We start from the raw sequence: 14912 nt of genomic DNA on the forward strand, positions 1-14912 counted from the left end.
GTCGGCATCATGGCGACAGCCTGTACGATCATGCAGCCGACAACGATTTACCATTGTCCCCAGGACGGGTTTGCCAACAAACTCAACAATACTTTGCTTTTTTTATGGTATCATTATTGAAGAAGCTTTGGTAAGAGGAGAAATGAATGCCTAAAATCGGAATGCGAATTATTAAAACATGCATAGCAGTGTATATCTGCTTTTTAATCTATCTCCTGCGGGGCGAGCAGGGGGCACCATTTTATTCTGCCATTGCAGCGATTTTATGCATGCAGCCCTATGTTTCAAATAGCTTTAAAATTGCCTTAAACAGAACCGTCGGCACCTTTATCGGCGGTGCCATGGGACTGGTTTTTTTGATCGTTGAAAGAAGTTTGGCCCTGACATCGATTCCGGCCCTCCAGTATCTGATGGTCTCTTTAGCCATTATCCCTCTGATTTACATTACCTTACTGATAAAAAAGCCAACCGCTTCCTATATTGCCTGTGTTGTTTTTTTGAGCATTGCCATAACCCATGGTTCAGACGTGAATCCGGCTCTTTTTACAATGGATAGAATCTTAGATACATTAATCGGTATTTTTGTATCTCTGGGGGTTAATGCATTTCATCTTCCCAGGAAGAAAAACACCCATATTCTGTTTGTCAGCGATTTGGACGGAACTTTATTAAATTCACAAAATGCAATCAGCAATTATTCAAAGATAAAGCTCAATAAGCTGCTCAGCCAGGGTGCGCTCATCTCTATTGTAACAAATCGCAGTATTGCCACTCTGCTGCCTATTTTCGAAGGTGTGGAACTGAAGCTGCCATTGGTATTAATGAATGGCGCGGCACTCTATGATCTGCAAAAAAAGAAATATGTGCATTGTCGGACGGTTTCCAATTCCACCGCCCAACAGGTGCTGAAGGTTTTCAAGCAGCAGGGAACCAATTGTTTCACCCATACCATTATCAACGATATGCTGCATATTTATTATATCAGACTCATCAATCCGGTTGAAAAAGAGCTCTATCATTCCAAAAAACTCCACCCTCAGAAAAACTATATTTCCGGTGAATTGCCAGACGACCGGGACGTGCTTTATATTATGGCAGTGGACAAACTGGAATTAATCGAAAAACTCCGGGAAAAAATCATCGGTCTTAGCTGTGCCCCTGAAATCAATGTGATTATTCATGGGGATAAAGAGCATGACGGATACTATTATTTAGAAATTTACAGCGCTGAAGTTTCAGTGAAAAAGGCGATTGTTGAAATGCAAGAGCGACTGTCGGCTGATACCCTCGTTGCTTTTGGTGACAATGAAAGCGATATTCCCTTATTGGAAATGGCCGACCATGGTTATGCAGTTGCCAATGCAACCGATGGATTAATGGAAATGGAGCCGATAATCATAGGGGATAATAATAGTGATGCTGTTGTCAAAACCATAGAAAAGCATTTTTATTCCAAACGAAAAGGAGCGCAAACTTTTGAAAGCTGATAAAACAATTGAATTGAGAATTCTGAAAATCATTCTTTGGATCTATATCATCCTATGTCTTGTGATTGCAGGTTTGAATTATGGCTATGCCAGCCAGGCAAGTCCTGAGGTGGCAGCTTTTATTACCTGGTTTTGGCACTTCTATGAAAACTGGATAAAGATGGCCTTTATCATTCTGGGCAGTTTTTTAACCCTGCGAATCATCGGCGCTTCCAAAAGAACCACGATGCGAAAAAGAAACCTGACTGGATTTATCATAGCGGCTTTGGTGGTGCATATTATTTCGCCGCTGCTTTTAAACAACACAGAATTATACTTCTTTACCATGCCCCTGCCCTGGACCACAACGCCTTTACAATTGTTGGATCCCGGCTCCTCTTTTTATCTGAGTCGTTTACCAGTTTGGGGGATTACAGGTATAAGCGCGGCCTTAGTATTTTATGTTTGTTTCAGTGTTATTGTAACTATCGGGACCCTGTTATTCGGCCGGCGGTGGCAGTGTTCAACGCTATGCCTTTTTAATGGGTTTGCTTCGGAAGTTTTTGCTCCGGCATTTCCTCTGGTGGGGAAAAAGAAAAAGGCCGGGAGTCGGGGACTTCGTGTTTTTTCTGTATTGAGATGGATTTTTCTTTTTATGGCGCTTTTTTTCACCCTTTACTGGATCCTGTATCTACTAGGGGTATCCCTGCCAGGCAATATTGAAACCATCGGCAAAATTGAATTATATAAATACCTGAGTGCAGAATTATTAATGGCCATGTTTTTCTGGGTGGCATTTATTGGCCGGGGCTATTGCTATTATTGTCCACTCGGGACGGTATTGGGTTTGCTGGGAAAAATAGTCGGACAAAAAATCATCACGAACAACACAAAATGTATTGAGTGCGGTCAGTGCAATGATGTCTGCCCAATGTCCATTGATATTAAAAACAGAGCAAAGGATGGGAAGTCAGTGAAAGAGCTGCGCTGCGTGGGGTGCGGTCACTGTGTGGATATCTGTCCAACGATGACCTTATCCTATTCAACCAACTTTATAGAGCTAATTTCAAAAATATAGTTATAATTGTTTAATTATTTGCTTCTGGGAGCACCCATATAAAAGAAACCGGCCATTTAAATTTATTCAAACAATTTGCACTTCAACTATGTTATAATTTAAAAATTAAGAATCGAGTTTTCGATAAATTCAAGAGGTAGGTATTTTTATGACAAAGGAAAATGAAAATGAGTAAGAAGAGCAGTACAATCAAGAAGATACTGATTCCGCTGTTGGTAGTTTTTATTTTGGCGGCATCGGGATTTTTTTATGTATATAGCACCTATCTAGGTGATATTGATACGGTGAAAATTACAGAGAATGACGAAGCATTGAATATCAAATCTGAAGTCGCAGATAAAAGCAGTGACATTATCAATATCGCCTTATTTGGGATTGATACCAGAGCCGAGGACTATGACGGTTCCCGGGCGGATTCAATTATGATCGCGTCCCTGGATACTGTTCATAAAAAAATCAAACTTACTTCCATCATGCGGGATACCTTTGTAAATATTCCCGGTGAAAAATATGATAAAATCAATCATTCCTATGCATACGGCGGGCCTGAATTGACGATTAAAACAATCAATGAAAACTTTGATATGAATATTAAAGATTATGTCACCGTGAACTTCAGTGCGTTGGAAAAAATAGTGGATGCTGTTGGTGGTGTTGAGATTGATGTGAAAGATTATGAAATTGAGCACATCCCAGGCAGCAGCCTGGGCTTGCAAACGCTCAATGGCGAACAGGCCTTGGCATATAGTAGAATACGTTATTCCGGCGATGGGGATTACGAACGAACATTACGGCAAAGAACCGTTTTACAGAATGTCTTAACCAAGGTATTGAATAATAAATCATTACCTCAGGCTCTATCGCTGATTGATATACTCTCACCCTACATACAAACGAGTTTTGATCAAGGTGAACTGGTGGGGCTGGCTACCAAGGTATTTGCTGCGGGGATCACAACCATGGAAGATGCGCGTTTGCCGATTGATGGTCAGGCAGTCGGTGGTTTGTGGGATAGTGTTTATTATTTAAAACCAGATACGTTGAGTGAAAATGTGATTTATTTGCATCAGTTTATTTATGAGGAAACAGGGTATGTACCAACTGAAGGGGTTGAAGCCATAAGCAATGAAATAATAAATACTTTTTAGACAAGAAAATATAAAATTATTCTTGATTTTTAAGTTTTTTTATAGTACAATTCGTGTCGTGAATAAAGGCTTGATTTAAGCTGTTTTGGTGTCAATAATCAAAGAATTTAGGAACACTGAAAAATTGCAAATGACCATTTCTTTGTCCGCATGTTTGGGATTATAAAGAAATTAAATACGGTAAGGACGGCCGGGTCAAAGGCCCTTTGGCAACTTTCGTTGCCTTATTGATTGAGTGATTGCTCAAATTTTATAAGTTGGTTACTTAAAACCGTGTGCACTAAGCACATCACACTTGTGAAAAATCAATAAGAGTAGTAAAAGTGAATTCTTGCTATATAGACTCTAATCTTCGAATTTTGAATAAAAATTAAAGGCCCGATTCGGGGCATTTAATTGTAAATAAAACAAGATTTTTAGAAGTGAAACTCAAGTGTTAGGAAGCAGATACTGCTTTTTCACTTGGGTTTTTTGTTTGGTAAAAAAATATGAATTGGGGTGGATTATGGAAAATAAATTAAAGTTGAACGGTTTTAACAACTTGACCAAATCTCTTAGCTTTAATATATATGATGTGTGTTATGCTAAAACCGAACGGGAACAACGGGATTATATCGCCTATATTGATGAGCAGTACAATTCTGAACGGCTTACCAAAATTTTATTTCATGTGACAGAAATGATTGGAGCCCAGGTATTGAATGTGTCAAAACAGGACTACGATCCCCAGGGTGCCAGCGTAACTTTTTTAATTGCCGAAGAAACATTCTTGCGTGACTGCGGGGAAGTCGGCCAGTCCCATGCGAATCTTCACGGCGAAACCGTGGTGGCGCATCTGGACAAAAGCCATGTAACCGTCCATACCTATCCGGAATATCATCCGGATACCTGTCTGGCAACCTTTCGGGTGGATATTGATGTGGCGACCTGTGGGGAAATTACTCCCTTGAGCACCCTTGATTATCTCATTGGCAGCTTCGATTCCGACATCATTACTATGGACTATCGCGTTCGGGGATTCACCCGGGATATTAGCGGAAAAAAGCTGTTTATGGATCATAAAATTACATCCATCCAGGATTATATTAAAGATGAAACACTGAAAGCCTATGATGCCATTGACATCAATGTTTATCAGTCCAATATATTTCACACAAAAATGCTGTTAAAAGAAATGTGTCTGCAGAACTATCTGTTCAATACCGACGTCTATGAATTGCCGCCAAAGACACGGCTGCAAATTTCCGATAGCCTGCGCCGGGAGATGATTGAAATTTTCAGCGGTAGCAATGTGTATTAAAACAAGGGGGATAAAAATGATGAAATTAAATCAGAGTAGAATTCCCATTTTAGAAGCGCTCAACGAATTTAAAAAAATGCGGGTGGTACCCTTTGACGTGCCCGGACACAAACGGGGGAAGGGTAACAAGGAGTTGACCGATTTTTTGGGCGAACGTTGTATGTCCGTGGATGTAAACTCCATGAAACCCCTGGATAACCTCTGCCATCCCATTTCGGTCATCAAAGAAGCCGAGGAACTGGCGGCGGATGCCTTTGGGGCCAGGTATGCATTCTTTATGGTTAATGGCACCACCTCAGCGGTTCAGAGCATGGTTTTAGCGGCCTGTAAAGAGGGGGATAAAATCATTCTGCCCAGGAATGTCCATCGCAGCGTTATCAATGCCCTAATTCTTTGCGGGGCGATCCCGGTTTATGTGAATCCGGAAATAAACCATCAGCTGGGTATTTCCCTGGGCATGACCCTTTCCGGGGTGGCACAAGCAATTCGGTCCAATCCGGATGCTAAGGCAGTGTTGATTAACAACCCTACCTATTATGGAATTTGTTCGAATATAAAAGCCATTACCGAACTGGCCCATCAGCACGGCATGCTGGTACTGGCGGATGAGGCCCACGGCACCCACCTGTACTTTGGTGAGGATCTGCCCCTCAGTGGCATGGCCGCCGGGGTCAACATGGCCTCGGTGAGCATGCATAAATCCGGCGGCTCCCTGACCCAAAGCTCATTTCTGCTGGTGGGCGAGGGCGTCAATCCCGGTCACGTCCGCCAGATCATCAACCTGACCCAGACCACCAGCGGTTCCTACCTGCTGTTATCCAGTCTGGATATTTCCCGGAAAAATCTGGCGGTTAACGGCAAAGCAATTTTTACAAAAGTTAATCAAATGGCCCAGTATGCCCGGGATGAAATTAACCAGATTGGGGACTATTACGCCTATTCCCGGGAACTCATCAATGGCGACACCATCTATGATTTTGACGTCACCAAGCTATCGGTGAATACCCTGGATCTGGGTCTGGCCGGAATTGAAGTCTATAATATTCTCCGGGATGAATATGACATCCAGGTAGAATTTGGGGATATTGGCAATATCCTGGCCTATATCTCCGTCGGGGATTGTCAGCGGAATCTGGAGCGGTTGGTTAGCGCCTTGGCGGAAATTCGGCGGCGTTATAAAAAACAGGATAAATCCGGGATGCTCCAATTTGAATATATCAATCCCGAAGTGGTGGTAGCGCCCCGGGAGGCCTTTTATGCCGACAAAGAAGCCCTGGAACTAAAGCGTGCCACTGGTCGAATCTGCAGCGAATTTGTGATGTGCTACCCGCCCGGCATTCCTATTCTGGCTCCGGGGGAGCGTATTACCGAGGAAATTCTGGAGTCGATTGCGTATGTCAAGGAAAAAGGGTGCTCGGTAACGGGTCCCGAGGATATGGACATAGAATATTTGAATGTGCTAAAGGGGGTTTAGATAAATGGAATTGTGGTATACCGAAAAACACACCGACAGCGTAAAATTTTCAATTCAGGTCGACCGCCAGCTTTATTCCGGGCAAAGCGAATTTCAGCGCATCGATGTCTTCGACTCTAAAGAGTTTGGCCGATTTTTAACCCTGGACGGCTATATGATGCTCACTGAAAAAGATGAGTTTATTTATCATGAAATGATGGTCCATGTACCCATGGCCGTCCATCCCGCGGTTAAACGGGTGCTGATTATCGGCGGCGGCGATGGCGGGGCCATCCGCGAGTTGGTCCGCTATCCGACGGTGGAACACATCGATCTGGTGGAGATTGATGAGCTGGTGGTGGAGGTTTGTAAAAAGCACCTGCCCCAGACCGCCTGCTGTTTTAATGACCCCCGGGTCCACCTGCATTTTGAGGACGGCTTGCGCTACATTCGGCACTGTGAAGATGAGTATGATTTGATTATTGTGGACTCCACCGATCCCTTTGGGCCCGGGGAAGGCCTGTTTACCAAGGAGTTTTACGGCAATTGCTACAAAGCTCTTAAAGCGGACGGCATTATGGTCAATCAGCACGAAAGCGCCTTTTATGCCGATGATGCCATTGCCATGCAACGAGCCCATAAGCGGATTGTCCAGTCATTTCTGATTAGTAAAGTTTATCAGGCCCATATTCCCACCTATCCCTCCGGGCACTGGCTGTTTGGGTTTGCTTCCAAAAAATATCATCCCACCGCGGATTTAAATGGCGTTAAATGGAATGCCCTGGGTTTAAAAACCCGTTATTACAATACCCGACTGCATGCCGGGTGCTTTGCGCTGCCAAATTATGTGGAGGAGATGTTAAGAGATGCTGAGTAAAAATATTGAGACCTTTATCGGCTGCGACAGCGACTACCGGGATGCCAGGGCGGTGATTTTTGGAGCCCCCTTCGATTCCACCACCTCCTACCGCCCGGGCACCCGTTTTGCCAGCCGAACCATGCGCATGGAATCCTTTGGCCTCGAAACCTACAGCCTCTATCAGGATAAGGATATGGAAGAGATTGCCGTGTTTGACGGCGGTGATCTGGAGCTGTGCTTTGGCGACACCCCCAAGGCCCTGGCCCAAATTGAAGCGTTCACCCGGGAAATCCTGGCCGACCACAAGCTGCCGGTGATGATCGGCGGTGAGCATCTGGTGACCCTCGGCGCCGTACGGGCCGTGGTATCCCAATATCCGGATCTGCATGTGATTCATTTTGACGCCCATGCCGACCTGCGGGACGACTATCTGGGGGTAACCCTGTCCCACGCTTCGGTTATGCACCGGGTCTGGGATCTGGTGGGGGACCACAAAATTTTTCAGTTCGGGATTCGCTCCGGCGACCGCAGCGAATTTCTTTGGGGGAAAGACCATGTCACCACCCAGAAATTTAACTTTAACGGTTTGGCAGAAGTTGTCAAACCGCTTCAAGACAAACCCGTTTATTTCACCCTGGATCTGGACGTCCTGGACCCTTCGATTTTCCCGGGCACCGGAACCCCCGAAGCCGGCGGGGTCGGTTTCCTGGAACTTCTGGACGCCATTCAAATCGTCAGCAAACTCAATATCGTCGGTTGTGACCTCAACGAACTGTCCCCGATCTACGATCAAAGCGGTGCTTCCACAGCGGTGGCCTGCAAGGTGTTGCGCGAGTTATTGCTAGCAATTTTATAAAGAATAAATAAAAGGAGGATGAAATTATGGGAAAAGCATTGATTATCGGTTGTGGGGGCGTGGCTAGCGTCGCCATTCATAAATGCTGTCAGAACAGCGAAGTATTCAGTGAAATATGTATTGCCAGTCGGACCAAGAGCAAGTGTGACGCACTTAAGGCTAAATTGGATGGCGGAGCAACTAAAATCACCACCGCTCAGGTGGATGCCGATCATGTGGACGAATTGGTTGCCCTCATCGAGGCATTCAAGCCCGATGTGGTACTTAATCTGGCCCTGCCCTATCAGGACCTGACCATTATGGATGCCTGTCTGGCGACCAAAACCAATTACGTCGATACCGCCAACTATGAGCCCATGGATACCGCTAAATTTGAATACAAATGGCAGTGGGATTACCGGGAACGGTTTGAAAAGGCGGGTATCACCGCCCTGCTGGGTAGTGGTTTTGATCCCGGCGTAACCGGGGTATTCGCAGCCTATGCCCAAAAGCATGAGTTTGACGAGATCAATTACATTGATATTCTCGATGCCAATGCCGGGGATCACGGCTATCCCTTTGCCACCAACTTTAACCCGGAAATCAATATTCGTGAAGTCAGTGCCAATGGCAGCTACTGGGAAAATGGCCAGTGGATTGAAACCAAGCCTATGGAAATTAAGCGAGTTTACAACTTTCCGGAAATTGGTCAGAAGGATATGTACCTGCTCCACCATGAGGAGCTGGAATCCCTGGGTCTGAATATTAAAGGCATTCGCCGGATTCGTTTTTTTATGACCTTCGGCGAGAGCTACCTGACTCACCTTAAATGTCTGGAGAATGTCGGCATGACCTCGATCAAGCCCATTGAATTTCAGGGTATGCAGATTGTGCCCCTGCAATTTTTAGCAGCGGTACTGCCGGACCCATCCACATTAGGACCGCGAACCAAGGGAAAAACCAACATCGGCTGTATTTTCCAGGGTAAAAAAGACGGGAAAGATAAAACTTATTATCTTTATAATGTCTGCGACCACGAGGAAAGTTACAAAGAAGTGGGATCCCAGGCAATTTCCTATACCACCGGGGTGCCGGCGATGATCGGAACGATGATGGTCATGACCGGCAAGTGGAATAAACCCGGAGTTTATAATATTGAGGAATTTGATCCCGATCCCTTTATGGAAGCCTTAAACAAATGGGGATTGCCCTGGCAGGAAAGCTTTGAACCGGAGCTGGTTGACTAGCGTATGGAATTAAACGATGCGTTTGCCCAATTGCCCACGCCCTGTTATGTGGTGGATGAAGCCCTGCTTATTAAAAATTTAAAAATTCTGAAACAAATACAGGATCGTACCGGTGCCCATATTTTATTGGCCCAGAAGGCTTTTTCGATGTTTGCAATGTACCCCCTGATGGGAGAGTACCTTGCGGGCACCACCGCCAGCGGTTTGTTCGAAGCAAAGCTGGGATATGAGGAAATGGGCAAGGAGAACCATGTTTTTTCAACCGCCTATTTAGAAAGTGAATTTACTGAGATTGTAAGTATTTGTGACCACATCGTCTTTAATTCCTTTAACCAGTGGCAGAAATATAAGGATCAGGCCCTGGCTGGGAACCGCGACTGTGGCATCCGGATTAATCCCGGCTGTTCCACCCAGGATCATGCTATTTATGATCCCTGTGCAACCGGCTCCCGGCTGGGGGTCGCCGCCAGGCAATTTCGCCCTGACCTTCTTGAGGGCATTAGCGGACTGCATTTTCACACCCTCTGCGAACAAAATGCGGATGCCCTGGAGTTAACCCTGGCAGCCGTGGAAGAGCAATTCGGCCCCTTTCTTCAGCAGCTGAAGTGGTTGAATTTTGGTGGTGGACACCATATCACCCGGCCTGATTATGACATTGAGAAACTGATTTCCAGCATTACCCGGATGCAGAAGAAATACGATCTAAGAATCTATTTGGAGCCCGGCGAGGCGGTGGCCCTCAATACCGGGTTTTTGGTGGCCACGGTGCTGGACATCGTAGATAACGATATAGAAATCGCGATCCTCGATACCTCAGCGGCCTGTCATATGCCCGACGTGCTGGAAATGCCCTACCGACCGGAAATTATTGGTGCTGCTCTACCTGAAGAGAAACCATTTACCTACCGTTTGGGTGGTCCCACCTGTCTGGCCGGGGATATCATCGGAGATTACTCCTTTGCGCAGCCCTTGAAAATTGGTGACCGGCTGGTATTTTGTGATATGGCCCATTATTCCATGGTGAAGAACAACACCTTTAATGGCATGAACTTGCCTTCAATCGCAATTTTCACCCAGGCGAAAAATATCCGTATGGTTCGACAATTCGGATACGAGGATTTTAAAAACAGGCTTTCCTAAGATCGGCAACGAAACAAATTAGACAAAAGGATTGTCAAAAAACAAAGTGACCAATCTTGCCAATGATAAAGGCAAAATTGGTCATTTTGTTTTTTTGAAAGCAAAAATATTTCCGGCAGGGTTTTTCAAAGAGTCGACAATTAATAAAATAATTCAATTAATAGTCAATCATCAATCCGATGTTTTTTTATAGGAAAGATTATGGTATAATACATTAAATTAATTTTTCTGAAACATTATAGAAAGATAGAAACGATAATGGAAAAATAAAGGCAATTTTGATAAATTCAATCAACATTATAAAAAGAATGAGTGGGAATCTCTATGCAATCATTGAAAAAGTTTATTTCAGGTCATATAAACGATCTAAAAAAACAAAAAGTATTCTTCATATTGTCATTGATGCTGTTAATTGTTTTCGGTGGTCTTTTTTTAACGAGTACCTGGCAAATCAGTATTAAGGTTACCACCGGTAAAGCAGTCGAACTTGCAGAGGCCGGAGCGGCTGGATTTCAAAAAAAAGCCATTGAGAATCTGGAACTCATTCCCGCAGATGTTCAAAAAATTGACTATCAACAAATTAAAGAAAGTCTGACAAATCTTGTTAATCTGAATAATGACATTCGTTTTTCTTATCTCTATGCACTAAGGGATGGCAAAATTTATTTTATGGCAGATTCTGAACAGCCGGATTCAGTTGATTATTCACCGCCGGGACAAGCGTATCCCGAAGCAACCGAAATGGACTTCCAGGTATTCAATGAGGGAAAAACATTGGTAACTGGGCCCACCATCGATCGATGGGGAAACTGGATCAGTGTGCTGGTTCCCATAATGGACTCAAAAACAGGGGAAGTTATTGCGGTATTCGGTGTGGACTATCCTGCGGATAATTGGAATCATATCGCAATGAAGGATCTGTTGAGGTCCGCTATCATTTTGTGCTTTCTCTTTTTGATTTTATTGTTTTTTTATAGAATCCTCATGAAAAATACGGATTTAAAAGAAGAAAAAAATAAATTATCAATTGTGACCAATCAATTACAGGAAAGAGAGACGTTATTCAGAAATATTTTTGAACAGGCTCCCATCGGCATTGCAATGGTTGATGAAAGGATGAATAATACAACAATTAATCCATCCTTTAATAAAATAATCGGTCGAACAAAAGAAAAAAACAGTTCTTTTAATTGGATGGATATTACCCACCCGGATGATGTTCAAAAGGATCTTGATTTTTTCACAAAATTTAAGACCGGGGAAATCGGTAATTATTCTATTGAAAAAAGGTACATTAAACCGGATGGCTCTCTGGTTTGGGTTCAGATGATGATCACAGCTTTACAATTTGGTGCTAATAAGGGTTATTTGTGTATGGTCGAAGATATCTCCGAGCGTAGGCATAGAGACGAACAAATCCATTATATCAGCGAGCATGATGATATGACCGGCTTGTATAATCGCCGGTTTTTCGAACAGGAACTGAAGCGAATGGATTCGGAAGCGTTTTTTCCAGTTTCCCTGATTATTGGTGATATTAATGGGGTTAAACTAATCAACGATGCTTTTGGATACGCAGAGGGCGACCGGCTCATCATTCAAATCGCAGAGATTCTGAAGAGCTGTTGTCGACCGGGAGATATTCTGGTTAGAAGCAGTGGCGATGAATTCAGAATCATATTGCCCAATACCGCTGCCGGAACAGCCAATGACATATTAAAAAAAATCAAAGGGGCCTGTGAATCCTATAATAAGGAAACTACCAATGAGATTATTTATCTTAATCTTTCTCTGGGTTGCGGAACAAAGGAATCGGCGGAAGAAATAATTAGCGGGATTGAAAAAGAAGCTGAAGACAACATGCGCAAACAGAAACTGATGGAGCATCGGAGTACCCAAAGCTCTATTGTATCTTCGATTAGGGCGACGATGTTTGAAAAAAGTCAGGAAACCGAAGAGCATGCCCAGCGTTTAATACAATTATCCAAAAGTATTGGTATGACCCTTCATCTTTCACAAAAGGAACTTGATAAATTGGAGTTGTTTGCAATGCTTCATGATATAGGTAAAATTGGAATTGCTGATCATATTTTAAATAAACCGGGAAAATTAACCGATCAAGAATGGGAAATCATGAAAAAGCATCCTGAAATCGGATATCGGATTGCCATGTCCGCTCCGGAGCTTGAACAAATCGCAGAATATATTCTTAGCCATCATGAGAAATGGGATGGAACTGGATATCCTCAGGGGTTAAAAGGTGGTGCTATACCATTGGCGGCCCGAATTATTGCCGTAGCTGATGCCTATGATGCGATGACCAGCGACCGACCCTACCGAAAAGCCATGGATCAAGAAGTGGCAATCAATGAGATTGTTCGAAATGCCGGAACTCAATTTGATCCGGATATTGTGAACATCTTTATTAATAATGGTATCAGTGACCAAAAAGTTCAGCAAATTAAAATATAATAGGATTGGAGGGTGGTGAAAAAATGGAAAAATACGGATTGCCGGTACTCATGATCATTATTACTATAAGCTTAATAAGTTTAGTCATATATATAATCAGGAAAAAATTGAAAAAGAAGAAAAAGAATCAGGAAATTCGTCGATTTAATGAATTAGTGCAGACCTTTATTGAATCAGAAGAAATTCCGGTTTCTTTGAAAGATGAACAATTTAATTATATTTTTGTAAATGAAGCCATGGAAGAATTTTATGGAAAAGATATTACCGAAATCATCGGATATGATGACTTTGATTTCATGGATGAGTTAAGCGCAATCAAACAACGAAAAACCGATAAAAAGGTACTGGAAACCAAATCTTTTGTTACCGACCAGGAAATTGCCAAGGGTAATATTTACAAAACAACCAAGTTCCCGGTAGATTTGTTAAACGGAAATTTTGGCATTGGGTCATACATTCGAATTGTGGCAGGAAAAGAAAAATATTTACAAACCCTTCTCTCCATTGGGGATGGCGTTCTGGTTGTGGATCGACAGGGGAAAATTGAAATGCTAAATGGCGCAGCGGAAAAAATGACGGGGTGGTCCGCAGAAGAAGCCGTTGGCAGGGATTATAAGGAAGTGTTTGTTTTACAGCATGAAGTAAATGGCGGTGTCATTAATGATCCCATTGAAACAGTTTTCAAAACAAAGGCGACAAAGGAACTTGATAGCCATGCGGTATTGGTTTCCAAAGACGGAAAAAAATATCACCTGGAAGACAGTGTGGCACCGGTCAGCGATGAAAGCGGAAAGATAACCGGTGCTGTTATTGTATTTAGAGATGTAACCGATAAAAAAGAAGAACGGAAAAAGAATGAATACCTGAGCTTCCATGATTCCCTCACCGGCTTATACAATCGCCGGTTTTTCGAAGAAGAAATGAATCGCCTGGATATTGAACGAAATCTGCCGATCTCCATTATCATTGGAGATGTGGATGGATTAAAATTGACCAATGATATTTTTGGACATGATGCCGGGGATGAACTGCTCAAAAAAGTTTCTGAAATATTTAAAAAAGTGTGTCGGGCCGATGATATTATTGCCCGCTGGGGTGGGGATGAATTTGCGATTTTACTCCCGCAGACACAAAAGAAGGAAGCCCAAATAATAACCGATCGCATAAAAGATAACTTTTCCAGGGAGAAGATTAAAGGCATTAAGGGCAGTGTTTCAATGGGTTATGCCACAAAGTATCAACCCGATGAAAGTATTCTGGCGGTGCTGGCCGGAGCCGAAGAAAATATGTACATGGAAAAAACCCTTGAACGGGGGCAGAACAAGGAAGACACCTTTAATGTTATTGTGGACACCCTTTATGGCGCTTTTCCGGATGAGGCTAAACACGCCCGGCGAACCAGTGAAATTTGCAAGAAAATAGCCCGAAAGATGAATTTATCCGAAGCCGACATCAATAAGGTCGCCAAGGCTGCCTATCTCCATGATATTGGAAAAGTTGCACTGGATAAGGAAGCTTTAAAGAAAGATACGAAACTGACCGAAGATGAATCGAAGGAGATGAAACTCCACCCGGTTGTAGGATATCGCATCCTCAATGCTTTTGACCATACCATGGATTTAGCTCCGGTGGTACTGGGCCACCATGAACGATGGGATGGCACCGGATATCCCCAGGGAACAAAGGCTGAAGAAACGCCGAAGCTGGCCAGAATAATCTCGGTTGGCGAGCATTTTGACGAAATGACAACCGACAAACCCTACCGCAGAGCATTCAGTAATCGGATTGCCTTGGAAGAAATGAAACGAAATGCCGGGACTCATTATGATCCGGATATTGTCGAGGCGCTGATTAAGGTGATTTATGATGAATTACGTTAAAAGACCATAGTATTAGTTAATAAAAAGGCCGGCA

General features: G+C 43.4%; 12 protein-coding genes. All 12 read left to right on the plus strand.

The genetic code is table 11. The features are described 5' to 3' along the window. Positions 1–146: 146 nt before the first annotated feature. The 12 genes from AKG39_RS05550 (at position 147) to AKG39_RS05600 (ending at position 14878) form a co-directional block, all read left to right on the plus strand. Entirely contained in the window at positions 147–1487 is a 1341-nt protein-coding gene (locus AKG39_RS05550) for an HAD-IIB family hydrolase (RefSeq protein ID WP_242852560.1), read from the plus strand. Then, positions 1477–2544, plus strand: a complete 1068-nt coding sequence (locus AKG39_RS05555) for a 4Fe-4S binding protein (RefSeq protein ID WP_050739377.1) — start codon at positions 1477–1479, stop codon at positions 2542–2544. The genes AKG39_RS05550 and AKG39_RS05555 overlap by 11 nt, the downstream gene beginning before the upstream one ends. 167 nt (positions 2545–2711) lie before the next feature. Then, positions 2712–3692 (plus strand): LCP family protein, encoded by a 981-nt coding sequence (locus tag AKG39_RS05560; RefSeq protein WP_050739378.1) that lies wholly within the window; start codon positions 2712–2714, stop codon positions 3690–3692. 505 nt (positions 3693–4197) lie between these two features. Continuing rightward, complete coding sequence (speD, locus tag AKG39_RS05565; RefSeq protein ID WP_050739445.1) at positions 4198–4992, plus strand: adenosylmethionine decarboxylase; 795 nt, start codon at positions 4198–4200, stop codon at positions 4990–4992. A gap of 16 nt (positions 4993–5008) precedes the next feature. Beyond that, complete coding sequence (locus tag AKG39_RS05570) at positions 5009–6466, plus strand: aminotransferase class I/II-fold pyridoxal phosphate-dependent enzyme (protein WP_201780249.1); 1458 nt, start codon at positions 5009–5011, stop codon at positions 6464–6466. A 4-nt stretch (positions 6467–6470) separates the two neighbouring features. Further along, positions 6471–7322 (plus strand): polyamine aminopropyltransferase, encoded by an 852-nt coding sequence (speE, locus tag AKG39_RS05575; RefSeq protein WP_050739447.1) that lies wholly within the window; start codon positions 6471–6473, stop codon positions 7320–7322. Further along, the gene (gene speB, locus AKG39_RS05580; protein WP_050739448.1) at positions 7315–8160 is read left to right on the plus strand and encodes an agmatinase; all 846 of its coding nucleotides are present in this window, start codon (positions 7315–7317) and stop codon (positions 8158–8160) included. Before speE ends, speB begins: the two co-directional genes overlap by 8 nt. Before the next feature lie 26 nt (positions 8161–8186). Next, positions 8187–9386 carry a saccharopine dehydrogenase family protein gene (locus AKG39_RS05585; protein WP_050739379.1) on the plus strand — a complete coding sequence of 400 codons (1200 nt, stop codon included), beginning with the start codon at positions 8187–8189 and terminating at the stop codon, positions 9384–9386. 3 nt (positions 9387–9389) lie between these two features. Further along, positions 9390–10526 (plus strand): carboxynorspermidine decarboxylase, encoded by a 1137-nt coding sequence (gene nspC / locus AKG39_RS05590; RefSeq protein ID WP_050739380.1) that lies wholly within the window; start codon positions 9390–9392, stop codon positions 10524–10526. 31 nt (positions 10527–10557) lie between these two features. Further along, on the plus strand, positions 10558–10719 hold the full coding sequence (locus tag AKG39_RS19985; protein ID WP_160316149.1) for a hypothetical protein: 162 nt from the start codon (positions 10558–10560) through the stop codon (positions 10717–10719). 131 nt (positions 10720–10850) lie between these two features. Further along, positions 10851–12998 (plus strand): HD domain-containing phosphohydrolase, encoded by a 2148-nt coding sequence (locus AKG39_RS05595; protein ID WP_050739381.1) that lies wholly within the window; start codon positions 10851–10853, stop codon positions 12996–12998. Positions 12999–13021: 23 nt separating this feature from the next. Further along, complete coding sequence (locus AKG39_RS05600) at positions 13022–14878, plus strand: HD domain-containing phosphohydrolase (protein ID WP_050739382.1); 1857 nt, start codon at positions 13022–13024, stop codon at positions 14876–14878. The last annotated feature ends 34 nt before the right edge of the window (positions 14879–14912 follow it).

This window comes from Acetobacterium bakii, from assembly GCF_001263355.1.
Classification (GTDB): domain Bacteria; phylum Bacillota; class Clostridia; order Eubacteriales; family Eubacteriaceae; genus Acetobacterium; species Acetobacterium bakii.